Annotated in this window: 25 protein-coding genes; 5 read left to right on the forward strand and 20 right to left on the reverse strand. The window is 65.5% G+C overall.

Annotated elements, in window-relative coordinates:
• The first annotated feature begins 87 nt into the window (after positions 1 to 87).
• The gene (locus ACZ1JX_RS14510; RefSeq protein WP_465124225.1) at positions 88 to 1323 is read left to right on the forward strand and encodes a serine hydrolase domain-containing protein; all 1236 of its coding nucleotides are present in this window, start codon (positions 88 to 90) and stop codon (positions 1321 to 1323) included.
• A 1-nt stretch (position 1324) separates the two neighbouring features.
• On the opposite strand, the gene ACZ1JX_RS14515 is transcribed toward ACZ1JX_RS14510, so the two are convergent.
• From ACZ1JX_RS14515 to ACZ1JX_RS14560, 10 genes are all read right to left on the reverse strand, one after another.
• Positions 1325 to 1933, reverse strand: a complete 609-nt coding sequence (locus tag ACZ1JX_RS14515; RefSeq protein WP_465124226.1) for an ATP-binding cassette domain-containing protein — start codon at positions 1931 to 1933, stop codon at positions 1325 to 1327.
• Complete coding sequence (gene modB, locus ACZ1JX_RS14520) at positions 1923 to 2609, reverse strand: molybdate ABC transporter permease subunit (RefSeq protein WP_465124227.1); 687 nt, start codon at positions 2607 to 2609, stop codon at positions 1923 to 1925. The genes ACZ1JX_RS14515 and modB overlap by 11 nt, the downstream gene beginning before the upstream one ends.
• The gene (modA, locus tag ACZ1JX_RS14525; protein WP_465124228.1) at positions 2606 to 3376 is read right to left on the reverse strand and encodes a molybdate ABC transporter substrate-binding protein; all 771 of its coding nucleotides are present in this window, start codon (positions 3374 to 3376) and stop codon (positions 2606 to 2608) included. Before modA ends, modB begins: the two co-directional genes overlap by 4 nt.
• 89 nt (positions 3377 to 3465) lie before the next feature.
• Positions 3466 to 8160 (reverse strand): NAD-glutamate dehydrogenase domain-containing protein, encoded by a 4695-nt coding sequence (locus ACZ1JX_RS14530; protein ID WP_465124230.1) that lies wholly within the window; start codon positions 8158 to 8160, stop codon positions 3466 to 3468.
• Between the two features lie 234 nt (positions 8161 to 8394).
• The gene (locus ACZ1JX_RS14535) at positions 8395 to 9387 is read right to left on the reverse strand and encodes an LLM class flavin-dependent oxidoreductase (protein ID WP_465124231.1); all 993 of its coding nucleotides are present in this window, start codon (positions 9385 to 9387) and stop codon (positions 8395 to 8397) included.
• Complete coding sequence (locus ACZ1JX_RS14540; protein WP_465126428.1) at positions 9384 to 10382, reverse strand: tetratricopeptide repeat protein; 999 nt, start codon at positions 10380 to 10382, stop codon at positions 9384 to 9386. Before ACZ1JX_RS14540 ends, ACZ1JX_RS14535 begins: the two co-directional genes overlap by 4 nt.
• Positions 10372 to 11109 carry an alpha/beta fold hydrolase gene (locus ACZ1JX_RS14545; protein ID WP_465124232.1) on the reverse strand — a complete coding sequence of 246 codons (738 nt, stop codon included), beginning with the start codon at positions 11107 to 11109 and terminating at the stop codon, positions 10372 to 10374. Before ACZ1JX_RS14545 ends, ACZ1JX_RS14540 begins: the two co-directional genes overlap by 11 nt.
• Positions 11110 to 11145: 36 nt before the next feature.
• Entirely contained in the window at positions 11146 to 11313 is a 168-nt protein-coding gene (locus tag ACZ1JX_RS14550) for a hypothetical protein (RefSeq protein ID WP_465124233.1), read from the reverse strand.
• Between the two features lie 2 nt (positions 11314 to 11315).
• The gene (locus ACZ1JX_RS14555) at positions 11316 to 11510 is read right to left on the reverse strand and encodes a helix-turn-helix transcriptional regulator (RefSeq protein WP_144904392.1); all 195 of its coding nucleotides are present in this window, start codon (positions 11508 to 11510) and stop codon (positions 11316 to 11318) included.
• Positions 11507 to 11941, reverse strand: a complete 435-nt coding sequence (locus ACZ1JX_RS14560) for a hypothetical protein (RefSeq protein ID WP_465124234.1) — start codon at positions 11939 to 11941, stop codon at positions 11507 to 11509. The genes ACZ1JX_RS14555 and ACZ1JX_RS14560 overlap by 4 nt, the downstream gene beginning before the upstream one ends.
• Before the next feature lie 350 nt (positions 11942 to 12291).
• Here ACZ1JX_RS14560 and thrS point away from each other — a divergent pair, with 350 nt between their 5' ends.
• From thrS to ACZ1JX_RS14575, 3 genes are all read left to right on the forward strand, one after another.
• Entirely contained in the window at positions 12292 to 14283 is a 1992-nt protein-coding gene (thrS, locus tag ACZ1JX_RS14565) for a threonine--tRNA ligase (protein ID WP_465124235.1), read from the forward strand.
• 84 nt (positions 14284 to 14367) lie between these two features.
• Positions 14368 to 15114 (forward strand): TSUP family transporter, encoded by a 747-nt coding sequence (locus ACZ1JX_RS14570; RefSeq protein ID WP_465124236.1) that lies wholly within the window; start codon positions 14368 to 14370, stop codon positions 15112 to 15114.
• Between the two features lie 52 nt (positions 15115 to 15166).
• Entirely contained in the window at positions 15167 to 16108 is a 942-nt protein-coding gene (locus ACZ1JX_RS14575) for a hypothetical protein (RefSeq protein WP_465124237.1), read from the forward strand.
• Here ACZ1JX_RS14575 and ACZ1JX_RS14580 read toward each other — a convergent pair.
• From ACZ1JX_RS14580 to ACZ1JX_RS14625, 10 genes are all read right to left on the reverse strand, one after another.
• Positions 16105 to 16467 (reverse strand): HesB/IscA family protein, encoded by a 363-nt coding sequence (locus ACZ1JX_RS14580; RefSeq protein ID WP_465124238.1) that lies wholly within the window; start codon positions 16465 to 16467, stop codon positions 16105 to 16107. The two genes, ACZ1JX_RS14575 and ACZ1JX_RS14580, sit on opposite strands and share 4 nt — an antisense overlap.
• Before the next feature lie 116 nt (positions 16468 to 16583).
• The gene (locus ACZ1JX_RS14585) at positions 16584 to 17066 is read right to left on the reverse strand and encodes an SUF system Fe-S cluster assembly protein (protein ID WP_465124240.1); all 483 of its coding nucleotides are present in this window, start codon (positions 17064 to 17066) and stop codon (positions 16584 to 16586) included.
• On the reverse strand, positions 17063 to 18274 hold the full coding sequence (locus tag ACZ1JX_RS14590) for a cysteine desulfurase (RefSeq protein WP_465124241.1): 1212 nt from the start codon (positions 18272 to 18274) through the stop codon (positions 17063 to 17065). Before ACZ1JX_RS14590 ends, ACZ1JX_RS14585 begins: the two co-directional genes overlap by 4 nt.
• A complete protein-coding gene (locus ACZ1JX_RS14595; protein WP_465124243.1) occupies positions 18271 to 19005 on the reverse strand; it encodes a SufD family Fe-S cluster assembly protein in 735 nt (244 codons plus the stop codon). Before ACZ1JX_RS14595 ends, ACZ1JX_RS14590 begins: the two co-directional genes overlap by 4 nt.
• A complete protein-coding gene (locus ACZ1JX_RS14600) occupies positions 19002 to 19130 on the reverse strand; it encodes a hypothetical protein (RefSeq protein ID WP_465124244.1) in 129 nt (42 codons plus the stop codon). The genes ACZ1JX_RS14595 and ACZ1JX_RS14600 overlap by 4 nt, the downstream gene beginning before the upstream one ends.
• Complete coding sequence (gene sufC / locus ACZ1JX_RS14605) at positions 19127 to 19870, reverse strand: Fe-S cluster assembly ATPase SufC (protein WP_465126429.1); 744 nt, start codon at positions 19868 to 19870, stop codon at positions 19127 to 19129. Before sufC ends, ACZ1JX_RS14600 begins: the two co-directional genes overlap by 4 nt.
• 11 nt (positions 19871 to 19881) lie before the next feature.
• Positions 19882 to 20406 carry an endonuclease domain-containing protein gene (locus ACZ1JX_RS14610; RefSeq protein WP_465124245.1) on the reverse strand — a complete coding sequence of 175 codons (525 nt, stop codon included), beginning with the start codon at positions 20404 to 20406 and terminating at the stop codon, positions 19882 to 19884.
• A complete protein-coding gene (locus ACZ1JX_RS14615) occupies positions 20403 to 20933 on the reverse strand; it encodes a hypothetical protein (protein WP_465124247.1) in 531 nt (176 codons plus the stop codon). The genes ACZ1JX_RS14610 and ACZ1JX_RS14615 overlap by 4 nt, the downstream gene beginning before the upstream one ends.
• Positions 20934 to 20992: 59 nt before the next feature.
• The gene (gene sufB, locus ACZ1JX_RS14620; protein ID WP_465124248.1) at positions 20993 to 22474 is read right to left on the reverse strand and encodes a Fe-S cluster assembly protein SufB; all 1482 of its coding nucleotides are present in this window, start codon (positions 22472 to 22474) and stop codon (positions 20993 to 20995) included.
• Positions 22471 to 22911: an SUF system Fe-S cluster assembly regulator gene (locus ACZ1JX_RS14625; protein ID WP_144904413.1), complete on the reverse strand. Its 441-nt coding sequence runs from the start codon at positions 22909 to 22911 to the stop codon at positions 22471 to 22473. Before ACZ1JX_RS14625 ends, sufB begins: the two co-directional genes overlap by 4 nt.
• A 430-nt stretch (positions 22912 to 23341) precedes the next feature.
• Here ACZ1JX_RS14625 and ACZ1JX_RS14630 point away from each other — a divergent pair, with 430 nt between their 5' ends.
• Positions 23342 to 24391, forward strand: a complete 1050-nt coding sequence (locus ACZ1JX_RS14630; protein WP_465124249.1) for a quinone-dependent dihydroorotate dehydrogenase — start codon at positions 23342 to 23344, stop codon at positions 24389 to 24391.
• The last annotated feature ends 9 nt before the right edge of the window (positions 24392 to 24400 follow it).

The raw sequence follows: 24400 nt of genomic DNA on the forward strand, positions 1-24400 counted from the left end.
ATGCACTTGCGCCAACGAATAGACCGGGTCTATGCTATGTCATATAACATCCGGGTGAAAGCCTGGAACCGGAGAGAGATTCGGATCATGCGCAATCCAAAGGCCTGTCAGTTGCTAGCCAGCACCATCTCCATGCTGCTTGGCATCGCTGCCCTTCCCGCCAGTGCCGAAAGCCCGCCGACCGCCCCACCCGCCACGCCAGCAGCAACTCCGGCCGATCCGGTGATCTCGATGCGCCAGCACTGGCTGGATGGCGACATCAACAGCTTCAACTTCAGGAACTCGGCGCAGATCTTCGAGACGCGCAGGGTAGCCACCGCCGGGAAGGTCTGGGGCCTGCCCAAGGGGCCTGCCGCAGCGATGCCCGCCAACTACGACACCTGGGCTCGCCGCACTTATACCAACGCCCTGCTGGTGATCCACGATGGCAAGATCGTGTTCGAGGACTACCGCAACCGGACGACGCCCGAGGACCGGTTCATCTCGTTCTCGATGGCCAAGTCGATCACCGCGCTGCTCGTCGGCCTTGCCCTGCAGGACGGCAAGATCGCGTCCATCGACGATCCGGTCAGCAAGTACGTGCCGGAACTGAAGGGTGGCGGGTACGAGGGGGTATCGATCCGCCATGTCCTGCAGATGCGCTCGGGCGTCGCCTATGAGGAGCGCTACGACTTCGGCGAGAAGCCGAGCCTTGCCGCGCTGATCCACATGAACGCGATCGTCGCGAACAAGGAGCGCTTCGCCGACCGCGCCCGCACGGTTGGCAAGGCAGCTGAGCCGGGTTCACGCTTCAACTATGCGACGCTCGATACGGCGGTGCTGGGCTGGGTCGTGGAGCGCGCCACCGGCGAGAAGCTGGCATCCTACATGAGCCGCCGCTTGTGGCAGCCGCTGGGCGCGGAGGCCGATGGTTTCTGGATTGCCGATGGCCCGGAAGGCGTGGGGCGTGAGCTTTCAGGAATGGGCTACAACGCGCGGCTGCGCGATTTCGGGCGCATCGGGCTTATGCTGCTGAACAAGGGCAAGGCGGGTGGCAGGCAGGTGGTGCCCGCCGACTGGGTGAAGCAGCAGACCACGATGATCCCGTTTGCGGCATCGGCGGCGCTGGGCCTTGGCAAGGGCTATGGCTTCCAGACCTGGCAGCTGGATAGCGAGCCCGGGGCCTATTCGGCGGTCGGGCTGGCGGGGCAGTTCATCTATGTCCATCCCGCCAGCAACACGGTGATCGTCAAGCTGAGCCATTTCCCCAATCCGGAGCCGGAGGGAATCATCGACGAGACCTTGGGCGGCTTCCACGCGATCATTGCGGGGTTGCCGAAGTAGTTCAGAGTTCGATGATCCGGCTGGCCAGCCGTTCGACTTCGGCGCGATCGTGGCTGACGTAGAGGATGGGCAGACCCAGTTCGTCGCGCAGGCGCTCGATGGTGCGCATGATCTCCTCGCGGCGGGCGCGGTCGAGCGCCGCCAAGGGTTCGTCCATCAGGAGGAATCGGGGGTTGCCGAGCAGGGCACGACCGATGGCGACGCGCTGGGCCTCGCCGCCTGACAGCGTGCGGGGCCAGCGGTCCAGCAGGTGGTCGATGCCGAGGAAGCGGGCGGCTTCGGCAAGCGTCATCAGGCCCTCACCGGAACTCCCGTAAACCAGATTGTCGCGCACGCGCATGTGGGGGAACAGGCGGCCATCCTGGAAGACGTAGCCTGCGCGGCGGGACTGGACCGGGACGTCGATGCCGGAGGCTGAGTCGAACAGCACTTCGCCGCCCACGGCAATACGGCCATCGTCGGGCTTTAGCAGGCCAGCGACCATGTTGAGCACCGAAGTCTTGCCCGCGCCCGAGGGGCCGAACAGGGCCGTCAGTCCGGCCTCCGCGGCGAAGGTGCATTTCACGATGGTATCGCCCAGCCGCCGCGAGACACTGACTTCAAAGGACATGGGCGCTCCTCCCCATCCGGCGGGCGAGGACTTCGGAGACGACCAGCGCGGCGAGCGAGAGCGTGACGGAAATGCCCGCAAGACGGGCGACCGCCGCTTCGCCTCCCGGAACCTGAAGTGCACTGTAGATTGCCAGTGGCAGGGTCTGCGTCTCGCCGGGGATATTGGAGACGAACGTGATCGTCGCGCCGAATTCTCCGAGCGAGCGGGCGAAGCCGAGCACCGCGCCAGCGACCACGCCGGGCAGCGCGAGCGGCAGGGTGATCGTGCGGAATACTCGCCAGCGCGAGGCGCCCAGCGTCATGGCGGCTGCTTCAAACCGCAGGTCGACCGCCTCGATCGACAGGCGCATGGCACGGACCATCAGCGGGAGCGCCATGACCGCTGCCGCTAGCGCCGCGCCGGTCCAGCGGAACATGAAAGTGAGGCCGAGCGCATTCTCGAACCAGCTGCCGATGGGGCCTTGCGGACCGAAGGCGAGCAGGAGCATCCAGCCGGTGACCACAGGTGGCAGCACCAGCGGCAAGTGGATGAGTGCGTCGAGCAGGACCTTGCCCGCAAACTTACCGCGCGCCAGCAGCCACGCCAGCGCAAAGGCAAGCGGCAGGCAGCCGCCGACGGCGACGGCGCTGACCTTTAGCGACAGGTGGACGATGGCCCAGTCTTCTGGGGTCACTGAGTTTTGCCGAAGCCGCGACGGGCGAGGATGGCGCGGCCCTCGCGCGAGATCAGGAAGCGCCGGAAGGCTTCGGCATCGCGGTGCTGCGAGGTCTTGAGCAGGGCCACCGGATAAGTGATCGGGCGATGGCTGGATGCCGGGAACAGGCCGACGATGCGCACGCCCTTCGAGGCCTGCGCGTCGGTCGCATAGACCACGCCGAATGGCGCAGCGCCGCGTTCGACCAGCGCCAGCGCGGCGCGGACGTTCTCGGCCGCCGCGATCTTTCCGGCAACGCCTGGCCAGACGCCGAGGTTGGTGAGCGCTTCGCGGCCATAGCGGCCTGCCGGGACCACGGCGGGATCGGCCATCGCCAATCGTCCGCTGCCCAGCGCCCGGGCAAGGGGAAAGTCGCGCGCGATGCGCAAGGTGGCGCGGGACTGGAGCGGGGCGACGAGCACCAGCCGGTTTTCGGTCAACCGTGCGCGCGAGCCCGGTTTGAGCAGGCCCTTGCCTTGCAGGTAGTCCATCCACTCCTCGTCCGCCGAGGCGAACAGATCGGCGCGCGCGCCTGCCTCTGCCTGCCGGGCAAGCGCGGAGGACGCGGCGAAGGACAGGACGGGGCGGGCGTGGCCCTTGGCAACCCACCGGTCGGCTGCATCGCCCAGTGCTTCCTGCAGGCTCGATGCGGCGAGCACCAGCGGCCCGCGCTCCTGCGCTGCTGCTGGCACGGCAAACGGTGTGAGCAGGAACAGGGCAAGGATCGAACGGAAGAGCAGCTTCATCAAGGTTCCGGGCGCTGGCTATGTTCAGGCGTATATAACAAGCCCGAAGCAGAACCAAGCGCCCCTTCGTCGCTGCCGCCTCCCGTCAGTCAGCGCCCGAGCAGGGTCCTTGCCTGGCTTGCGACTTGCGCAAGCATGGCCGCCGCAACCGTGGGTGCCGCCTGCGCGCGTGCGACCAGCCCGCGGAATTGGCGGACCGCCGCTGCGTTGGACACGAGCCATTCGGCCACGAAGGAGTCAGGCGAACGCCCCTTCGACCTTGCAAGAAAATCGAGGCGCATCTGCTCGAAATCGCGCGAAAGGCCGGCGACGAGCAGGCGCTCCCATGGATCGGAGGGATTCATCCGTCGCGACGCCTGCTGCGCCCAGTCGAGGCCGAGGGCAGCGCCGAGATCGGCAAAGGCGCCGGTCAGGGCAGCGGCATCGACGGCAAGATCGCGGGCGAGATGGGCGAGGCCCACGGCGCCGTCCATGTCGTAGAGATGGACCAGCCGCGCCGAGATTTCGGGCGGCGTGCCCGCAGCGGAAAGGTCGTCGGCCATCTGCCGGGCCTGTGCCTGCGCTTCCCCGCGCAGCAATTGCGCGGTGGCGTGGCTGAGCAGGCCGACGCCGCCCGAAAGATCCTCGATCAGCGCGCCGGGCTGCTGCGAGCCATTGCCGACGCGCAGGACATCGGCAACGTGGCCGCGCAGGCCTTGTGCCGTCCGGTCGAACAGGTCGAGCCTCAGCACTTCGGGCATGGCGGCCTGATCGAGCAGGTCCCAGGTCTTGCGCAAGTCGAGCAGGCGCTCGGCCGCGACGAAGGCGGCCACGACTTGCGCCAGCGAAAGGCCTTCCTCCTCGCACAGTTCGAAGGGCGCGACGGGGCCCATCCGGTTGATCACGCGGTTGGCGAGCTTGGTCGCGATGATCTCGCGGCGCAGGCGGTGGCTGGCGATTTCTTCGGCAAAGGCTTCGCGCATCTGCGGCGGGAAGGCGGCGAAGAGTTCGCTTTCGAGCATCGGATCATCGACCACTGCGCTCTCTTCGAGCGCGCGCTGGAGGACGAGCTTGGTGCTAGACAGGAGCACGGCCAGTTCGGGACGGGTAAGACCCTGACCCGACGCGGCACGGCGGGCGAGGTCTTCGGCAGACGCGAGGCCTTCGGTCTTGCGATCGAGGTCGCCGCCTTCTTCGAGCACATCGATCAGGCGCGACCATGCGGGCATGGCAAGCGCGCCGCCGCGTTCGGCAATGGACAGCGCGAGGGCCTGCAGGCGGTTGTCCTCCAGAACCAGATGCGCAACCTCGTCGGTCATCGAGACGAGCAGGTCGACGCGGGCGTCCTCGGTCAGCTTGCCGGTGCGCTTGGCCGCGGCCAGCGCGATCTTGATGTTGACCTCGTTGTCCGAGCAATCGACGCCGGCGGAGTTGTCGATGAAGTCGGTGTTGATCCGGCCCCCGTGCAGCGAGAACTCGATGCGGGCGGCCTGCGTGGTGCCCAAGTTTGCGCCTTCGCCGATGACCTTGGCGCGCACTTCGTTGGCCGAGATGCGGATGGCGTCGTTCGAGGGATCGCCGACGTCGACGTTGTTCTGGGTGCTGGCCTTCACGTAAGTGCCGATGCCGCCGAACCACAGCAGGTCGACGTCGGCGCGCAGGATTGCGGTGATCAGGGAGTCTGGGTCGATCTCTGCCGCTTCGAGGCCCAGCATTGCCTGCACTTCTGGCGAGAGAGGGATGGACTTCATCGAGCGCGGGAATACGCCGCCGCCCTGCGAAATCAGGCTTTTGTCGTAATCGTCCCAGCTCGAACGCGGGAGAGCGAACATGCGGGCGCGTTCTTCCCAGCTGCGCGCCGGATCGGGATCGGGATCGAGAAAGATGTGGCGGTGATCGAAGGCGGCGACGACCTTGAGCGCCTTGGACAGCAGCATGCCGTTGCCGAACACGTCGCCCGACATGTCGCCGCAGCCTGCGACGCGGACAGGCTCGGACTGCACGTCGACACCGAGTTCGAGGAAGTGGCGGCGGACAGAGAGCCACGCGCCCCTGGCGGTGATGCCCATCGCCTTGTGGTCATAGCCCTTCGAGCCACCGCTGGCGAAAGCATCGTCGAGCCAGAAATCGCGCGATTCGGCGATGGCATTGGCAACGTCGGAGAAGGCTGCGGTGCCCTTGTCGGCGGCGACGACGAAGTAGGGGTCTTCCCCATCGCGGACGATGACGCCTGCGGGGTGGACGACTTTGCCTTCGACGATGTTGTCAGTGAGCGAGAGCAGGGTGCGAATGAAGACCTGATAGCTCGCCTTGCCCTCGGCCAGCCAGCCTTCACGGTCGCGGACCGGATCGGGGAGCTGCTTGGGATAGAAGCCACCCTTGGCCCCAGTCGGCACGATCACCGCGTTCTTGACGCGCTGGGCCTTCATCAGGCCGAGGATCTCGGTGCGGAAGTCGTCGCGCCGGTCGGACCAGCGCAGGCCCCCACGGGCGACGGGTCCAGCGCGCAAGTGGATGCCCTCGACGCGCGGGGAATAGACGAAGATCTCGCGCCACGGGAGCGGCTTGGGCAGGCCGGGGACGGCGGCGGAATCGATCTTGAAGACGAGCGCTTCGGCAGCGGCGGGCGCGAAGGCGTTGGTCCGCAGAATCGCAGCCACTAGCGCGCGGAAGCTGCGCAGGAGGCGGTCGTCGTTGATCGCTGCGACCCCTGCAAGGCCCGTCTTGAGACGGTCGTCAGCGGCGGCGAAGGCGGTATCGCGCTCGCCCTTGAACGCGGGATCGTGGCGCGCGACGAAGCTTTCGATCAGCCCGCGCGTGACCGCTGGGGCATTCTTGAGCGCTTCGACCACGGTGGGCACGCCGAAGGTCATGCCTGCCTGGCGGAGGTAGCGGTAGAACGCGCGCAACCAGTTGGCCTCGACCGCAGTCAGGCCGGTGCCGACGATCAGGCGGTTGAAGGCATCGTCCTCTGCTGCGCCGTTGAGCACGGCGGAGAGCGAAGTCTCGATCGAGGTGGCACGCGCCATCAGGTCTTCGATGGAGCTGTCAGCCGGGTGTGAGACGAGGAAATCGTGGATGAAGCCGAGGCGGCCACCATCGAGCGGGGTGGGCACTTCCTCAAGCACGCGGAAGCCGAAGTTCTCGAGCACCGGCACGGCATCGGACAGGACGATGGCGCCTTCGCGCTGGTAGAGCTTGAGGCGCAGCGCGGCTTCGCCGGGGTGGCGATGGAGGCGGGCGGCGCGGCGCGGGGCATTGCTGCCCGAAAGCGTGCGCAACACGCGGATGTCCTGCGCGGCTTCGGCGGGGCCGGAGACATTGCGATAGGAGATCGGGAAGGCATCGGCATAGCGCGCGGCGATGGCGGCAGCGCGGGAGGGTTCTTCGGTGGCGCCAAGCTCTGCCTCGACCGCGCCCGCCCAGCCGCGGACCATACCCTGCAGCTGGTGATCGAGCGCGACCTCATCGGCGTGGCCGCCCTGATCGCGCACATCGAGCACGAAGCGCAGCATGGCGAGCGTGCTGCCTTCGACCTGCAGCGACCAGTCGATCACCTGCGCCCCGGCCCCGGCTTCGAGCATGGCGCGGATGGCGAGGCGGACCTCGGTGGAAAGCACGTCACGCGGGAGCCAGACGAAGGCGAAGAGGTGACGGGCAAGCGGAGCTTCGACCAGCGCGAGGCGTGGGCGCGGACGGTCGACCAGGCTCATCATCGCGGTGGCGACGCGTTCGAGATCGTCTTCGGCAAAGCTGACCAGCAGATCGTGCGGCAGCGCGGTGAGCGCGTGGACGAGCGCCTTGCCGGCATGGCCGTTGGGCGCAAAGCCGAACTTGTCCATCAGGCCGGAGAGCTGCGTGCGCAGGCGCGGCACGCGGTCGGGCGCGGCGGCCAGCGCGGCGCTGGTCCAGACGCCTGCGTGGACGGAAAGCGCAACAACTTTGCCGCTTTCGACGCGCGGCACGATGAACAGATCGAGCGGCACCCGGCGATGGACATTGGCGATACGGTTCGCCTTGACGATCAGCGGCGCGCGGCCCGTACCGCTTTCAAACCAGCGGAAGGCGCGTTCGAACGACGAGGCGGCGAGCAGGCTGCGTTCGCTGGCGCGGCAGATGCCGAGCGGGCGCTCTTCGGTGCCATCGCGCAGGCGGGTGACGCTGCCGAGCTGGGTGAGCATGCCGTCGGCCAGCCAGCGCAGCAGCGCAGCGCCTTCGGGATCGGCCAGCAGCGCCGCATCATCGCGCATGGCAGACTGCATCAGCGGCCAGTCGGCGACGGCGGCGCGCACGTCGGACAGGGTTTCTTCGAGCGCGAGAATCAGGCTGCGGCGCTGGCGGGCGTCTGCGCGTTCGGTTTCGAGATAGACGATGGATTCGCGCCGTTCGCCGCTGGCATCGCCTTCGGGAAACTCGGTCAGCCGCCCATCGGAACCGCGGCGCACGGCGACGACCGGGTGGACCAGCCGGTCGATGGCCAGACCCTGTGCGGTGATCGTTGCCGTGATCGAATCGACGAGAAACGGCATGTCATCATTGATCGCCGCGAGGCGCAGGTGCCGTCCGCCGGAGTCCGAACCGCTGACGCTTTCGATGGCGATAGCAGGTTGGCTGCCCTTGCGCAGCGCTGCCGCGCCTGCCGCGAAGCGCGCCGCTTCGGCGAGACGGGAAACATCGAAATCGCGAGCTTCGTCAGGGAGCAGCGCGGCGGCAAAGCGCTCTGCAAGGGCTGACGCCAACGGATCTGAGGGGGCCTCCGAAGCATCGGGGAGGGATGAGCGATCAATTGCGGTCTTCGACGCCATGGCGTTTTCCCGGCTCTCCAGCGAGAGAGGATGTTATCCTCTCTTGTAATTATCGAATACGATCTTGTATCATTCTTCCAGATGGTAATCCAGCCGTTGCGGAGCCTCAAGTCCGGTTGATCGTCGCTTCCGGCTTAACCTGCCGTTGTAATCCACGTGGTCGGAAATTGGTGCCGCAGCATTGCCTGCCGGTAACAATGGGTGCGAGACTCGCACTGTCTGACGGTCAAACGCTCAAGCCGCTGCCAGTTCCCGCGCGGCCTCTGCCGTCAAACGCAGCGAGCGCAGGCGCGATGGCTGGTCATAGATCGAGGCGGCGACGATGAGTTCGTCAGCACCGGTACGCTCGGCAAATGCGGCCAGACCCGCCCGGACCGTCTCGATCGAGCCGCAGGCGCTGACCTGCCGCACATGTTCGAGCATGGCGAGTGCGGGTGGCGGAAGAGTTTCGCGATAGCCCGGCACCGGAGGCCGGAGCTTGCCCGGATTGCCGGTGCGCAGGGCGACGAAGGCCTGATCCATCGACGAGGCGAGCAGTTGCGCTTCCTCGTCGGTTTCAGCAGCCACGACATTGATTGCGGCGGCGCAGTAAGGCGCATCGAGCGTGGCCGAAGGCTGGAAGCGCTCGCGATAGATCTTGAGCGCGGCGTCAAGGTGATCGGGCGCGAAGTGCGAGGCGAAGGCGTAGGGCAGGCCGAGCATGGCGGCGAGTTGCGCGCCGAACAGGCTGGAGCCGAGAATCCACAGCTGCGGCTTTGCCCCTTTGGCGGGATAGGCCTGCAACGGCACGCGCGGATCGCCCGCGAACTGGAGCTGGAGTTCGACGACGTCCTGCGGGAAGTCCTCGGCGGCGCGGTTGGTGTCCTTGTGCAGGGCGCGCATGATGCGCTGGTCGGCGCCGGGTGCACGGCCAAGACCGAGGTCGATGCGCCCGGGGAACAGGGCGTCAAGCGTGCCGAACTGTTCGGCGATGACCAGCGGGTTGTGGTTGGGCAGCATGATGCCGCCTGCACCGATGCGGATGGTGGAGGTTGCTTGCCCGATGTGGGCGAGAGCGACGGCGGTGGCCGCACCGGCCAGACCTTCCATGCCGTGATGCTCTGCCACCCAGTAGCGCTCATAGCCGCATTCCTCGGCCACGCGCGCGGCGGCAGCGGAGTTGTCGAGCGCTTCCCGCGCCGTCCCGCCCTCGACCACGCTGACCAGATCGAGGACCGAGATTTTCATGGCGCGCTCCTTGCTGCGACTTCCGGCTTTCCTGCGGTTGCCGGAGCTTCAGATTTAGGCGCAGGGCCAAGTTGTTCAAGGTAGCCCTTGGCGGTCTTGCCCGCCTCGCCGTCCTTGTCGGCCAGAACGACCGAGTCCCACGATTTGCGCGCGGCATCGTCACGCCCGGACAGCACGGCGATGACGCCCGCCTCCAGCCCGATGCGCGGATCGCGCGGGCCGTATTGGGCTGCGACCTCGATGTCGCGCTGGGCACGATCGAGATCGCCGCCGCGCCGGGCCAGCGTGGCGGACAGCAGCCAGCCTTCGGGGTCTTCTGGCGCAAGGCGATGCGCTTCATCGAGCGCGCCTGCAGCCTCGGCATTGCGGCCAAGAGCGACGAGTGCGCGCGAGCGGTCGATCTCGATGGCGGCGCGGCCTGCGTTGTCGGTGCCATCCTTCACGGCGAGCGCACGGTCGAACCAGCTGATGGCGACCTCGGCCTTGCCTGCGGCCAGCGCGGCATTGCCTGCCATGGCCATGAGCGGCACGGCGGCCACTTCCTGCTGGCTCGGCACGCCAGCAACGGCCTGTGCGAAGGCCTCGAGCGCACCGTCGAAATCGCCCGCGTTGGAGCGCAGCATGCCGAGGCACTGGTTGGCGCGGACCTGCTGGCCAGTATCGCGGCTTTCGCCAAGCCAGGTCTGCACTTCGACCATCGCCGCATCGGGATCGTTGGCGGCCTTTTGGAGGCAGTAGGCCAACCGATCCTGCTGAGGCAGATCGGGACGCACGAGACCGGCTTCCTTTTCCACCTGCTTCTGCTTTTCAGGATCGCGGCGGCGCGGGATGGGCAAGTCGGACGGGCGCATAGGCATGGGGCTGGGGCCGATCTGCATGAGCGCGGTGCCTTTGGGCGCGCCCTGTTCGAGCCTGTGCTCCACGGCGAACAGCGGCGCAGGGAGATCGATCATCGCAGGCTTGTCCTTCGGCACTTCAGTATGATCAGGCAGCATCAAGCCCGGCCAGTTCGCGCAAGAGCAGCGCGATGTCGGCCGGGCGCGAAAGCCGGTGGTCACCGTCCTTGATCAGATGCACCTGCACATCGGCTGAACGCAGGGCTCCTGCCAGCTGGATCGATATGTCCCACGGCACGTCAGGGTCTGCCTGACCGTGGATGAGACGCACCGGACCATCGAAGGCGACGCCACTGCGCAGACGCTTGTGCCGCTCCCCATCGGAGAAGAAACCGGCGTGGGTCGGGGTGGGTTCCGGGCCGTAGGGGTTGTCTTCGTAGATCGTGCGACCGGCGGCCAGTTCGATCCGCTGCGATTGTGACAGGCCCCATTCGGTGAAATCGGGCGCGGGTGCAATACCAACCAGCGCCTGCGCGCGCTCGCCCAGCGATTCGGCGATCAGCAGCATGAGCCAGCCACCCATGCTGGAGCCGACCAGCTGGACCGTGCCGATGCCGAGATGATCGATCAGGGCGACGACTTCATCGCGCCATTGCGAGAGGCGGCCATCGGCGAAATCGCCATCGCTCAGGCCGCAGCCGGTATAGTCGAGCAGCAGACAGGCGCGTCCCTGCTGGCCCGCCCATTCGAGCACGGCCTGCGCCTTGCTGCCCGACATGTCGGACATGTAGCCGGGGAGGAAAACGATGGTCGGCGATTGGCCGGGGAGATGGCGGTAGGCCATGGCCTGGCCTGAGGGCAGAGTGAAACGCGCTACGTCTGTCATACCCTTTCATGGCCCGCAGGCGCGGGCGCGGCAAGCTCAGTTGAGCGGAAACGTGAGGGTGATTCGGGCGGGCGCGTGTTCGGCGGCGGTAGCGGTCGGGCGGTCCTGCTTGTGGGGTTTGCTGGAGGACATCGAGGCTGCGGTGATGGCCACGGCAATGGCCGCCCACATCCCGAACCGGCGTGCTGGGTTCTTGCAGGGCATGTTCACTCTCCTCTTTCGAAGATCTCTTCAATGGGAAGGCCGAACAGGTCGGCGATGCGGAAGGCGAGCGGGAGGGAAGGGTCATACTTGCCCGTCTCGATCGCGTTGACCGACTGGCGGCTGACTTCGAGCTTTTCGGCGAGGTCTGCCTGGCTCCAGTCACGCATGGCGCGCAGGACCTTGAGGCGGTTCTTCACTTGCAGCCTCCGTCCCAGCCCGCGTCACCGATGGTGAGCTTGTTGAACAAGGCACCAAGGCCGAGGCCTGCAAACCAGAAGAATGCGGCGCCGAACCCGGCATCGCCCGAGGGAATCATGTCGAAGTTCTGCAGCCATTCGCGGATCGTGGTGACGACAAGCGCAAAGCCGGTGGCGAAGAGGCACTGGCGCACCAGCAGCATGCGCAGATATTCGTCGGTCTGCTCGACCAGCAGCCGCATGACGGCCCAGAACACGCCGATGATCGGCAGAGCGGGCAGAACGGCGAGAACATAGCCGAGCGTGCCTTCGGCAAAGCCGCGCTTGAACATCCACTTGGCGAAGAGCAGCAACAGGACATAGGCGGTCATGAGCACGAAGAGCCGCAGGGTGTAGCGGCGCGCGGCAGGGTTCTTGATATTGGCGGGCATTGGTCAAGCCTCCTTGATCTGATGACAAGCTTACTTGACCAGATTCGGGATAATGTCAAGTGTCATTGTCATTGTGACGGGTTCGCTTGACCTAACAGGCGGGATGACTCTTGGGATCAATCCCGCTAAAAGCCGCCCATCATGGCGCAACGCACCACCACCTTCACTACAACCACTACCCCCGCGAGCCGGGGGCGGTCGCTGCTGGCCTAGCGCCTGAGCGATGCCGCCGCCCGGTTCGGGTGGCTTTGCGCATCGCCTCCCGAACCGAACGATTTGCCTGATGCGCGCCCTTTCGGTGGCGGCGCTCCTGTGCCAAAGCGCTGCCACGAGATTGCAGAGAGACCCGCATGTCCGAGTTGCTGAAGATCACCCTGCCCGATGGCTCCGTGCGCGAGGTTGCGCCCGGCAGCACGCCTGCGGACATTGCCGCCGCAATCGGCCCCGGCCTTGCCAAGGCCGCGCTGGCGGCGAGAGTCGATGGCGAACTGGTGGACCTTTCGCGCCCGTTCACGGCGGACGCGCAGCTGGCGTTGGTGACGGCCAAGGATGAGGCAGACGCACTTGATCTTGCGCGCCATGACTACGCGCACGTGCTGGCCGAAGCGGTGCAGGCGCTGTTTCCGGACACGCAGATCACCTTCGGGCCGAGCACGGATGACGGGTTCTATTACGACTTCGCGCCGAAGGATCGTCCGTTCACCGACGAAGACCTGCCCGCGATCGAGGCGGAGATGCGCAAGATCATCGCCGCGAACAAGCCGCTGCGCCGTGAAGTTTGGAGCCGCGAGCAGCTGATCAGCCGCTGGAAGCAGCAGGGTGAAAGCTTCAAGGCGGAATGGGCGGCGGAACTGCCCGGCGACGAGCCGCTGACGGTATACTGGTCGGGCGACGACTGGCTCGACATGTGCCGCGGGCCGCACCTGCCCTCGACCGGGAAGCTCGATCCCGCAGCGTTCAAGCTGACGAGGGTTTCGGGCGCGTATTGGCGTGGTGACCAGAAGAATGCGATGCTCAGCCGCGTCTATGGCACCGGCTGGCTCAACAAGAAGCAGCTCGATGCGCACCTGACGCGGCTTGAGGAAGCGGCCAAGCGCGACCATCGCAAGCTGGGCAACGAGATGGACCTGTTCCATCTTCAGCAGGAAGCCCACGGCAGCGTGTTCTGGCACCCCAAGGGCTACCTGATCTGGCGCGAGCTGGAAGCCTACATGCGGCGCGCCATCGACGGCGCGGGCTATCGCGAGGTGAAGACGCCGCAGGTCATGGACGCGCGGCAGTGGGAGCAGTCCGGCCACTGGGGCAAGTATCGCGAGAACATGTTCGTGATCCCCGACGAGGTGCCGAACGTCGAGGACGAGGGTCCGGTCATCAGCGGCGAGGCCGACTGGATGGCGCTGAAGCCGATGAACTGCCCAGCGCACGTGCTGATCTTCCGGCAGGGCATCAAGTCCTACCGCGAACTGCCCATGCGCCTCTACGAGAACGGCTGCTGCCACCGCAACGAGCCGCACGGCGCGCTGCACGGGCTGATGCGCGTGCGCCAGTTCACGCAGGACGATGCGCATATCTTCTGCCGCGAAGACCAGATCGTCGATGAAGTGCAGGCGTTCTGCGAACTGGCCGACCGCGTCTACAAGCACTTCGGCTTCACCTACTCGATCAAGCTGGCGCTGCGCCCCGAAAAGCGCTTTGGAACCGAGGAGATGTGGGACAAGGCGGAAGCCGAGCTGCGCGCCGCCGTGGTCCGCGCTGGCCTTGCAACGGAAGAATACGGCTGGGAGGAACTGCCTGGCGAAGGTGCATTCTATGCGCCCAAGCTGGAATGGCACCTGACCGACGCGATTGGCCGCACCTGGCAGGTCGGCACGATCCAGTCGGACCGCGTGCTGCCCGATCGCCTTGATGCCACCTACATCGGCGAGGATGGCGACAAGCACCGCCCGGTCATGCTGCACCGCGCGATCTTCGGCTCTTACGAGCGCTTCATCGGCATCCTGATCGAGCACTTTGCAGGGCGCCTGCCAGCTTGGCTGGCACCGGTGCAGGCGGTTGTCGCGACCATCGTCTCGGACGCTGACGACTATGCCAAGGATGCGCTGGCCAAGCTGAAGGCAGCCGGCATCCGTGCCGATACCGACCTGCGCAACGAGAAGATCAACTACAAGGTGCGCGAACACTCGCTTCAGAAGGTCCCCTACCTGCTGGTGGTGGGCAAGCGCGAGGCCGAGGAAGGCACCGTGGCGATCCGCACTCTGGGCGAGCAGCAGCAGAAGGTGATGTCGCTCGACGAGGCGATTGCGCTGCTGAAGAGCGAAGCCACGCCGCCGGAACTGAAATGATGCTTCGACAAGCTCAGCGTGAGCGCGTTTGGTGGGATTTGAATATCCCGATCCGCTCGTCCTGAGCCTGTCGAAGGACGTTTGATGCTGCTCGACCTGCCAATCCTGTCGCTCGCCCTCTGCGCGATGGCGGCATTTGTCGCTGCCTTCGTGCGCGGACTGGCGGGGTTTGGCATGGCGATCCTGCTGGTGCCCCTGATCGGGCTGGTGATCCCGCCGGGCGAGGCGGTGGTTGTTTCCAACATGCTGGGGCTGCTGATTGGCCTCGTTGGCGCGCGGAATGTGTGGAACGCGGGCGAGAAGAGCGCGGGCGTTATCGGCGGGTTTGCAATGCTGCTCACGCCTGTCGGGCTACTGGCACTGTTCGCGACTCCCCCCGAAGTGGCGCGCGTGTTGATTGCGGCGGTGGCGATCGGCGCGTTCCTGCTGGTTCTTCTGCCCGCCAAGCCTGGCCATGCACCGGGCCGGATCGAAACCGGCCTGACTGGCGTCTCGGCGGGCCTGCTCACCGGATTTGCCGGAATGCCGGGGCCTCCGGTCGTGCCCTACTACTTGCGCCGCCCGATCCCACGAGACGTGGCGCGCGCATCGATGCTCACGGTGTTCCTGCTGACCTCGATTGCGAGCACTGTCGCGGCACTGGCGCTGGGTCTTGCAACCTGGCGCGACGCGCTGTTCGCGCTGATTCTGTTCCTGCCGGTTCTGGCAGGCAATCACCTCGGCTCTCTCGCCTTCGGCAAGGTGAGCGATGCGGCCTGGCGCGGCTTTGTCGGCTTCCTGCTGGCCATGTCCGGGCTGATGGCAGTGGTCAGGCTGATAACCCCAAGTTAAGCGGTTTCCCGTAAACCCGCCTGCGATTGAACGCTTGAGGGACCGAGCACGCATGACCCTGCATTTCCGCGCTTTGGCAGAGCAGGCCGCCAAGGACAGCGCGATCACTCTTGAGGAAATCCTCGAGCTGCGCCGCTCCGCATGGCCCGACGGCAGGATCGACCCTGAAGAAGCGGAAGCGATCTTCATTCTCAACGACAAGATCGCCGAGCCGACGCCCGAATGGTCCGACTTCTTCGTCGAAGCCCTGGTCGAATTCGTGGTCAACGCAAGCGAGCCCAAGGGCCATGTCTCGGACGGGAATGCGCGCTGGCTGATCGAGCGCGTCTCGCACGATGGCAAGGTGGAAAGCCTCACCGAACTCGAACTGCTGGTGCGCGTGCTGGAAAAGGCGCTGTCCGCACCCGATGACCTGCGCATGTTCGTGCTGGAGCAGATCGAACGTGAAGTGCTGACCGGCGAAGGGCCGACGCGCTGCGGCGGCACGCTCGATCCCGGCAGCATCACCGAGGCCGAGTGCACCCTGATCCGCCGCACGATCTTTGCCTCAGGCGGGGATCGTCCGGCCGGAGTGAGCCAGCGCGAGGCGGAAATGCTGTTCCGCCTGAAAGATGCCACGCTGGGCGCAGGCAATGCGCCTTCGTGGGAGCGCCTGTTCGTGCAGGGCGTGGGCAACTACCTGCAGGGCTGGAACGGGGCCAAGGGCATCACGCGCGAGCGGGCGGCCGAGCTCGAAACCTTCATGGACGACCGGACCACCCACATCGGCAAGTTCTTCGGCCGCATGGCCCGGGTCGACGGGACGGCCTTTGCCCAAGCCATCCGTGAGGTGGGCTTTGGCCGCAAGCAGCCAGGGCGCGACATTGCCGGGGAAGCCGCTGCCGATCACGCGGTCACCGATGCGGAGAACCTGTGGTTGCAGGCACGCATCGATGCCGATGGGCAAGTCGATGCGCTTGAGCAGGCGCTGCTGAAGTTCCTCGCCGAAGGCTAGACGGTAAAGCTCTCGCCGCAGCCACACGATCCCTTGGCGTTGGGGTTCTGGAACACGAAACCGGCGGTGAAATCGTCTTCCTGCCAGTCCATCGTGCTGCCGATGAGGTAGAGCACCGAGGCGCTGTCGATGAAGAACAGGCCGCCGGGGGTCTCGATCTTCTCGTCGAGCGGGTTGGCCTCGGTCACGTAATCGACCGAGTAGGCCAGACCCGAACAGCCGCGACGGGGCGTGGAAAGCTTCACGCCGATCGCGCCTTCGGGGGCCTTGTCCATGAGGTGCGCCACACGCGCTTCGGCGCTGGCCGTGAGGATCACGGCGGCGGGGCGGGGGCGGCGGACTTTGGTTTCGGTGGTCATTTCAAAATCTCCCCCCTCCCGCTTGCGGGAGGGGTCGGGGGAGGGCCTGTTGAATATAGGGATGGGTTTGGCCGCTGCCCACCCCCAACCCCTCCCGCTTGCGGGAGGGGGGAAACTCAGAGCATTCCCAGTTCAAGCTTGGCTTCGTCGCTCATCTTGGCCGGATCCCATGCGGGGTCCCAGACGAGATTTACCTCTGCATCCCGAACGCCGGGGACCGAAGACACGCGCAGTTCGACTTCGCCGGGCATCGATTCCGCCACCGGGCAGTGCGGCGTGGTCAGCGTCATGGTGACGGTCACATCCGACTCATCCGAAACTTCGACGCCGTAGATCAGGCCGAGATCGTAGATGTTGACCGGGATTTCCGGGTCGAAGATTTCCTTGAGCGCGGCGACGACGCCTTCATAGATGTCGCCACCCGGCTCGGCGGGAGAGACGGCTTCAGGCTTGGCCGCGAGGAAGCCTTCGAGGTAATCGCGCTTGCGCTCGAGCTTTTCGGCAGGCGTTTCCTCGGGCGCGTCTTCCACGAAGGCGCGCTTGGGGGCGGTCACGGCCTCGACCTCTTCAACCACGAATTTGGATTCGTTCTCGCTCATCCGAAGATCCTCTTGGTCCTCTCGATGCCGCGCACGAGCGCGGCAATATCGCTTTCATCGCTGTAGATGCCGAAGCTGGCGCGCGCCGTGGCGGGAACGCCAAGGTGCGCCATCAAGGGCTGTGTGCAGTGATGCCCGGCGCGGATCGCCACGCCTTCCTCGTCAAGAATTGTGCCGAGATCGTGCGGGTGCACGCCTTCGAGCGCGAAGCTGAGGATGCCGGCGCTGTCGGCAGGGCCGAACAGCTTGACCGAATTCATGCGCCCGAGCGCTTCACGCGCCTTGGCCACCAGCGCGCATTCGTGGGCATGGATGGAGGCGAGGCCCTGCGCCTGAACGAAATCCACTGCCGCGCCGAAGCCGATGGCTTCGACGATGGCAGGCGTGCCAGCCTCGAACCGTTGGGGCGCGGGGGCATAAGTGGTGCGCTCGAATGTGACCTTGTCGATCATCGCACCGCCGCCCTGCCATGGCGGCATGGCATCGAGGATTTCGGCCTTGGCCCAGAGCGCGCCGATGCCGGTGGGGCCATAGAGCTTGTGCGCAGAGAAGACGTAGAAATCGGCGCCCAAAGCCTTCACGTCGACGGTGAGGCGGGCGACCGACTGGCAGCCGTCGAGCAGGATCTTCGCGCCGACGCTGCGGGCAAGCGCAACGGCGCGGGGCGCATCGAGCACCGAGCCGAGCACATTCGAGACATGCGCGAAAGCGACCAGCTTGTGCGCAGGCGTGATCATGCGTTCTGCCGCGTCGAGATCGATCAACCCGTCTTCGGTGAGCGGGCAGACGTCGATGTCCACGCCGGTCCGGTCGCGCAGCATCTGCCAGGGCACGATGTTGGCGTGGTGCTCGAGCGTGGAGATCAGGATGCGGTCACCGGCCTTGAGGTTCTGCACGCCCCATGTCTGCGCAACGAGGTTTATCGCCTCGGTCGCACCGCGGGTGAAGACGAGTTCGTTCTCCGCGCCGCCGATCAAGCCCGCAACCTTGCGGCGCGCGGCTTCGAAGGCCAGCGTCATGTCGGCCGAGCGGGCATAGACGCCGCGATGAACGGTGGCGTAATCGCTGCCCAGCGCGCGGGTGATGGCGTCGATGACGACTTGCGGCTTCTGAGCGGTGGCAGCCGTATCTAGGTAGTGCCAGCGACTGCCGTCAGGGTTGACGAGGCCGGGCCACTGCGAGGCGCGGGTGAGCGCATCGACCGTCACAGCACCGCCTCCAGCGCCTTGAGGGCAGCCTCGGTCAGCGCTTCTTCATCAGCGGCACCGACGAAGGCTTCGGCGATGAAGGCCTGCAGCATCAGCTTCTTGGCCACGGCGGGCGGAAGTCCGCGCTGGGCAAGGTAGAACAGCCCTTGCGGATCGAGTTCGCCGACCGCGCAACCGTGCGCGCACTTCACATCGTCGGCGTAGATTTCGAGTTCCGGGCGGGCGTTGGCAGTGGCAGTGCGATCGAGCAACATGGCGCGGATCGATTGCGAACCATCGGTGCCGATGGCGCCGCGCGCGACCGCGACCTTGCCAAGATATGTCCCCGTGGCGTGGCCACCCAGAACCGAGCGCACGATCTGGCTGGAGACCGCGTCAGGTTCGGCATGGACGACTTCGGTGACGATCTCGGCGGTCTGATCGCCGCCGGCGATCTGCGCCGCGCCCAGGTGGAACTTCGCGCCCTTGCCGAGCGTGACCTTGACCGCAATGCGGCCATAGGCATAACCGGCGTTGAGCAGGCGCAGGTCATATTCTGCGCCGTCTTCCAGGGTGATGACGATATCCTGCGCAGCATCGTTCGCGCCATTGAGCACGACTGCGCTTGCCCCCTGTTGGCCCGCCACGACGCGGATTTCCTGCACAGGCAGGGGCCAAAGCGTTTCAAGCGCCGCAAGATCGGCGTAGCGGAACGCTTCGTCCTTGCGGGTGGGCGGGGCAAGACTGGTCACAGCGCCGACTCCCATTCCCCGTCACCCCGGCGCAGGCCGGGGTCCATCGTGGCCGAAGTCGGAGTGCGACCTCCGACGTCATGGGCCCCGGCCTTCGCCGGGGTGACGGAAGTATCGAGGGTCATGCCGCGACAGCCTCGTAGCCGTGTTCTTCCAGCTCAAGCGCCAGTTCCGGCCCTCCGCTGCGCACGATGCGGCCACCGGCGAGGACGTGGACGAAGTCCGGCTTCACGTAATCGAGCAGGCGCTGATAGTGGGTGATCAGTAGCACGGCCTTGTCGGCTTTACGCATGATCGCATTGATGCCTTCGCCGCAGATGCGAAGCGCATCGATGTCGAGGCCGGAATCGGTTTCGTCGAGGATCGCGATCTTGGGATCGAGGATGCCCATCTGCACCATCTCGGCGCGCTTTTTCTCGCCGCCCGAAAAGCCGACGTTCACCGGGCGCTTGAGCATGTCCATGTCCATGCGCAGCAGGCCCGCCTTTTCCTTGGCAAGCTTGAGGAATTCGCCGCCCGAAAGCGGTGCTTCCCCACGCGCCTTGCGCTGGGCATTGGCGGATTCGCGCAGGAATTGGACGAAAGAAACGCCGGGGATTTCGACCGGGTACTGGAAGCCAAGGAACAGGCCGGCGGCGGCGCGTTCGTGCGGTTCGAGTTCGAACAGGTCGGTGCCATCAAGCGTGGCGGTGCCGCCGGTCACTTCGTAGCCGGGCCGCCCGCCGAGCGTGTAGCCGAGCGTCGACTTGCCCGCGCCGTTTGGCCCCATGATCGCGTGGATTTCGCCCGCGTTGATGGTGAGCGAAAGTCCCTTGAGGATCGGCTTGTCGGCAACACTGGCCTGGAGGTTCTGGATTTCGAGCATGGTCATCTCTCTCAGTCGCGAGCCCGTGGGTAAGGGCTGCGCTGCGGGCGCGCGCCGGAGCGCGAATAGGAGGGGCGCTGCGGGCGCGAGGCGGCGCGCAATTCGTCGTAGCGGGCCTTCATCGCGGCCAGCACTGCGGCGCAGGCACCTTCGGGATCACCGAGCACTTCGGCGGCATCGTAACGCAGGACCTTGAGGCCGACTTCGGCAAGGCTGGCATCGCGGCGGCGTTCGATCTCGGGCGTGTCGCCCCGGTCGAGCGCAACGACCAGCTTGAGCGGCTGGCTGGCGAAATCGACGATGGCCGAGCCGATCACCGCGTAACGCTTGAACTTGTACTTGCCGAGGTCTTCCTTCGCCAGCTCCTCGGCCAGCGCGAGATGGGCCTCGTCCGGCTCGCGACGCAACTGGCGCGCGCGGTCATGGATCGCATCGAGGCGCGAGCCCGAAATGGCCCAGCCACGCCCCTTCTTCTGGATCTTCGGCGCCTCGGCACGTTCCGAAACGGGGCGGAGGGAAAGGGTCTTTTTGATCATTGTGCCGTCCTTGGCGCGAAGAGATGACCGGCCAGCGCGCTCAACACATAAATGCCGACCAGCACGGAACCGAAGATGATCAGCACCTTGATCGCAAAGCGCTTGTCCTCGGCGCTGGCTCTCGATGGCTTGCGCCGGGGCTCCGTCGGAGCAGGGTTCGCCTCGACCGCCTTGATCGTCTCGATGCAGAATTTGATCATGTCGGCATTGCCGAGACGTTCTTCGCCTTCCTGCCACCAGCCTTGCGCATCGGTAAGTTCGCAGATCGCGCGCTGAACCAGTGACATGGCGAGAATGGAGCTCTGGTGCCCTCGCGCCGCGAACGCCAGCGCAGTATCGCCATGCTCGGAATAGTCGGGGGCTTCCGGATCATTCCTGAGATATTGCTCGCGCGATAGCACCGCGTAATCGAAACCTGTGTTGACGCCATTCAGCAAGGCTGGCACCCAGCCCGAATGAGCCTTGTCGGTGGTGTCGAAACCAGCCGGAAAGGCAATCGCATGTCCGTATTCGGCAACCTTGCGCACGATCGCATCCGCCGCAGGGACGGCAGAGAAATCGAGGAATAGATCGCTTTCGGAAAGGCTCATCCAACGCTGCCTTCAAGGCTGATGCCGAGCAGCTTCTGCGCTTCGACGGCAAATTCCATCGGCAGCTGCTGCAGCACTTCGCGGGCGAAGCCGTTGACGATCAGGGCGACGGCGCTTTCCTGATCGAGGCCGCGCTGCATGGCGTAGAACAGCTGGTCGTCGCTGATCTTGCTGGTGGTGGCTTCGTGTTCGATCGTGGCGCTGGGATTGCGCACTTCGATGTAAGGCACGGTGTGCGCGCCGCATTCGGCGCCCAGCAGCAGGCTGTCGCACTGGGTGAAGTTGCGCACGCCTTCGGCCTGCGGGGCGACGCGGACGAGGCCGCGATAGGTGTTGTTCGACTTGCCCGCAGAGATGCCCTTCGACACGATGGTCGAGCGCGACCCCTTGCCGTTGTGGATCATCTTGGTGCCGGTATCGGCCTGCTGGTGGTTGTTGGTGACGGCGACCGAGTAGAATTCGCCGACCGAATCCTCGCCATTCAGCACGCAGGAAGGATACTTCCACGTGATGGCAGAGCCGGTTTCGACCTGCGTCCACGAAACCTTGGAGCGCGCACCCTGACACAGCGCACGCTTGGTGACGAAGTTGTAGATGCCGCCAAGGCCCTCGGCGTTGCCGGGATACCAGTTCTGCACCGTGGAGTACTTGATCTCGGCATCGTCGAGCGCGACGAGTTCGACCACGGCGGCGTGAAGCTGGTTTTCATCGCGCTGCGGGGCAGTGCAGCCTTCGAGGTAGGAGACGTAGGCCCCCTTGTCGGCGACGATAAGAGTGCGCTCGAACTGTCCGGTGTTTTCCGCGTTGATGCGGAAATAGGTGGACAGCTCCATCGGGCAGCGCACGCCTTCGGGGATGTAGACGAAGGTGCCGTCCGAGAAGACCGCGCAGTTGAGCGTGGCGAAGTAGTTGTCGTGCATCGGCACGACCTTGCCGAGCCACTTCTTCACAAGGTCAGGGTATTCGCGGATCGCTTCGGAGATCGAGCGGAAGATGACGCCTGCCGCTTCCAGTTCCTTGCGGAAGGTGGTGGCGACGCTGACGCTGTCAAACACGGCATCGACCGCGACCTTGCGCGCGCCTTCGACGCCCGCGAGCACCTTCTGCTCCTCGAGTGGAATGCCGAGCTTTTCGTAGATGCGCAGGATTTCCGGATCGACTTCGTCAAGGCTGCCGAGCTTGGGCTTGGCCTTGGGCGCGGCCCAGTAATAGGCGTCCTGATAGTCGATCGGCGGCACGTTGAGCTTGGCCCAGTCGGGCGTGGGCATGGTCAGCCAGTGGCGATAGGCCTTCAGGCGCCATTCGAGCATCCATTCGGGCTCGTTCTTCTTGGCCGAGATATAGCGGACGGTATCTTCGGAGAGGCCCTTGGGCCCGTACTCCTGCTCGATATCCGACGACCAGCCGTGCTCGTACTCGGCAACCTTTGCCGCCGCCTCGCGTGCAGCCTGATCCTTTACTTCAATGTTCTCGGTCATGCCATAACCTCCGCCACCGGGACCGCCGGGACGGCGGGGCGGGACAATTGGGTAAGCGGTATTCCGGCCAGCGCGCCGCGCAGGGCGGCATCGACCGCAGGCCAGTGCGGACGGACAGTGCACGCAGCTTCCAGCGTGCAATCGTGGCGCCCATGCTCGCTGCAGGGCGTAAGAGCAATAGGGCCTTCGACCGCCTCGACGATATCCGCCAAAGTGATGGCTGCGGCGGGGCGGGCAAGCTTCAGCCCGCCGCGCGCGCCGCGCACCGACTTGAGCAGCCCGGCAGCCGACAGCTTGCTCACCAGCTTCTGCACGGTCGGCACCGGAAGGCCGGTTTCATCGGCGAGTTGCTGGGCACAGACGCGCTGGCCGCCGCAGTGGCGCGCAGCGGCGGTCATCGTCACGACGGCGTAATCGGCCATGCTGGAAAGGCGCATTGGCGAAGGTCCCGGGCAATGGTCCGCGAAATCGGACCGAATCACTCCGGTTATCTAGGCGCGGGTGTCTGGCGGCACAAGAGGCTGAGGCACTTCGCGATGGCACAAAAAAAGGCGGCCGAACCCAGATGGGTCACCGGCCGCCTGAAAGTCGAGAACCCGTTGCATTGCTGCACCGAGCCCTTCGGGTCGCAGCGCTTTCCTACGCAGAAGGCCGTAAGGTGAATTGTATGGATTCGACAATTTCGGTGGCAAAGGCGCAACATACCAAGAGCAATCAATTACAAATGCTGTCAGAATCGAGAAGTTCCGGCTTGGCCATTGCGCAATCTCGTCGCAAAGACAGCGGTCAGGGGTGTGCGCGGTCTTGAAGCGTCGCGAATTTGCCCGAATCGAACCTGCTGAATCGCCAATCCGGAACCTTGTGCCCTTGACGCCTTATTCCCTGCTGCGCCCGCTGATCTTCCGCATTCCTGCAGAACCGGCCCATCGGCTGACGATCAAGGCTCTGGCGCTGAGCCAGCCTTCCGGCCCGGTCGCGCCCACGCCGACGCTGGCCCAGCGCATTGCCGGGATCGCTTTTCCCAACCCGGTCGGAATGGCACCGGGTTTCGACAAGAACGCCGAAGTCCCCGATGCCATGCTCGGCCTCGGATTCGGATTTGTCGAAGTCGGCACGGTCACTCCGCTGCCACAGGAAGGCAATCCCAAGCCGCGCCTGTTCCGGCTGGTCGAGGACCGCGCCGTCATCAACCGCATGGGCTTCAACAACGAAGGCGCGCAGGCGGTCACCAACCGGCTGGTCAAGCGGCTTGAAACCGGCAAGCACGGGCTGCCCGGCATCGTCGGCGTCAACATCGGCGCGAACAAGGACTCGGTCGACCGGATCGCCGATTATGCGCAGATGACCCGGATCATGGCGCCGCTGGCGTCCTATCTTACCGTCAACATTTCCTCGCCCAATACGCCGGGCTTGCGCGCGCTGCAGGACGAAGGCGCGCTTTCCGCGCTGCTCGATGCCGTCATCGAGGCGCGAGGCAACATCAACGTGCCGGTATTTCTCAAGCTGGCGCCCGATCTCGAATCTTCGGACATCGATGCGATCTGCCGCATCGCTCTGGAAAAGCGCCTTGCCGCGCTGATCATCTCGAACACCACGATCACCCGCCCGGCCCTGCGCTCGACACATGCTGCGGAAACAGGCGGGCTTTCAGGCGAGCCCTTGCGCGAGCTAGCGCTGCAGCGCCTGCGCGATTTCCGCAAGGCCAGCGGAGGGGCTATCCCGCTGGTCGGCGTTGGCGGGATCGGCACGGTTGACGATGCCTGGGCCCGCATCCGCGCAGGCGCCAGCCTGATCCAGATCTACAGCGCGATGGTCTATGAAGGCCCCGGCCTTGCCAAGCGCATCGTCGCAGGCCTTGAACGCAAGGTCCGCGAAGCGGGCATGACCTCCATTGCCGAGGCGGTCGGCAGCGAATAGCAAGGGAGG

The sequence above is a fragment of the Novosphingobium sp. BL-A-41-Hi4A-0G genome, from assembly GCF_055521735.1.

Coding starts and splice junctions, on each gene's coding strand:
- ACZ1JX_RS14510 (WP_465124225.1), top strand. CDS start 88: ATGCGCAATCCAAAGGCCTGTCAGTTGCTAGCCAGCACCATCTCCATG.
- ACZ1JX_RS14515 (WP_465124226.1), bottom strand. CDS start 1,933: ATGTCCTTTGAAGTCAGTGTCTCGCGGCGGCTGGGCGATACCATCGTG.
- modA (WP_465124228.1), bottom strand. CDS start 3,376: ATGAAGCTGCTCTTCCGTTCGATCCTTGCCCTGTTCCTGCTCACACCG.
- ACZ1JX_RS14530 (WP_465124230.1), bottom strand. CDS start 8,160: ATGGCGTCGAAGACCGCAATTGATCGCTCATCCCTCCCCGATGCTTCG.
- ACZ1JX_RS14535 (WP_465124231.1), bottom strand. CDS start 9,387: ATGAAAATCTCGGTCCTCGATCTGGTCAGCGTGGTCGAGGGCGGGACG.
- ACZ1JX_RS14540 (WP_465126428.1), bottom strand. CDS start 10,382: ATGCTGCCTGATCATACTGAAGTGCCGAAGGACAAGCCTGCGATGATC.
- ACZ1JX_RS14545 (WP_465124232.1), bottom strand. CDS start 11,109: ATGACAGACGTAGCGCGTTTCACTCTGCCCTCAGGCCAGGCCATGGCC.
- ACZ1JX_RS14550 (WP_465124233.1), bottom strand. CDS start 11,313: ATGCCCTGCAAGAACCCAGCACGCCGGTTCGGGATGTGGGCGGCCATT.
- ACZ1JX_RS14560 (WP_465124234.1), bottom strand. CDS start 11,941: ATGCCCGCCAATATCAAGAACCCTGCCGCGCGCCGCTACACCCTGCGG.
- thrS (WP_465124235.1), top strand. CDS start 12,292: ATGTCCGAGTTGCTGAAGATCACCCTGCCCGATGGCTCCGTGCGCGAG.
- ACZ1JX_RS14570 (WP_465124236.1), top strand. CDS start 14,368: ATGCTGCTCGACCTGCCAATCCTGTCGCTCGCCCTCTGCGCGATGGCG.
- ACZ1JX_RS14575 (WP_465124237.1), top strand. CDS start 15,167: ATGACCCTGCATTTCCGCGCTTTGGCAGAGCAGGCCGCCAAGGACAGC.
- ACZ1JX_RS14580 (WP_465124238.1), bottom strand. CDS start 16,467: ATGACCACCGAAACCAAAGTCCGCCGCCCCCGCCCCGCCGCCGTGATC.
- ACZ1JX_RS14585 (WP_465124240.1), bottom strand. CDS start 17,066: ATGAGCGAGAACGAATCCAAATTCGTGGTTGAAGAGGTCGAGGCCGTG.
- ACZ1JX_RS14600 (WP_465124244.1), bottom strand. CDS start 19,130: ATGACCCTCGATACTTCCGTCACCCCGGCGAAGGCCGGGGCCCATGAC.
- sufC (WP_465126429.1), bottom strand. CDS start 19,870: ATGCTCGAAATCCAGAACCTCCAGGCCAGTGTTGCCGACAAGCCGATC.
- ACZ1JX_RS14610 (WP_465124245.1), bottom strand. CDS start 20,406: ATGATCAAAAAGACCCTTTCCCTCCGCCCCGTTTCGGAACGTGCCGAG.
- sufB (WP_465124248.1), bottom strand. CDS start 22,474: ATGACCGAGAACATTGAAGTAAAGGATCAGGCTGCACGCGAGGCGGCG.
- ACZ1JX_RS14625 (WP_144904413.1), bottom strand. CDS start 22,911: ATGCGCCTTTCCAGCATGGCCGATTACGCCGTCGTGACGATGACCGCC.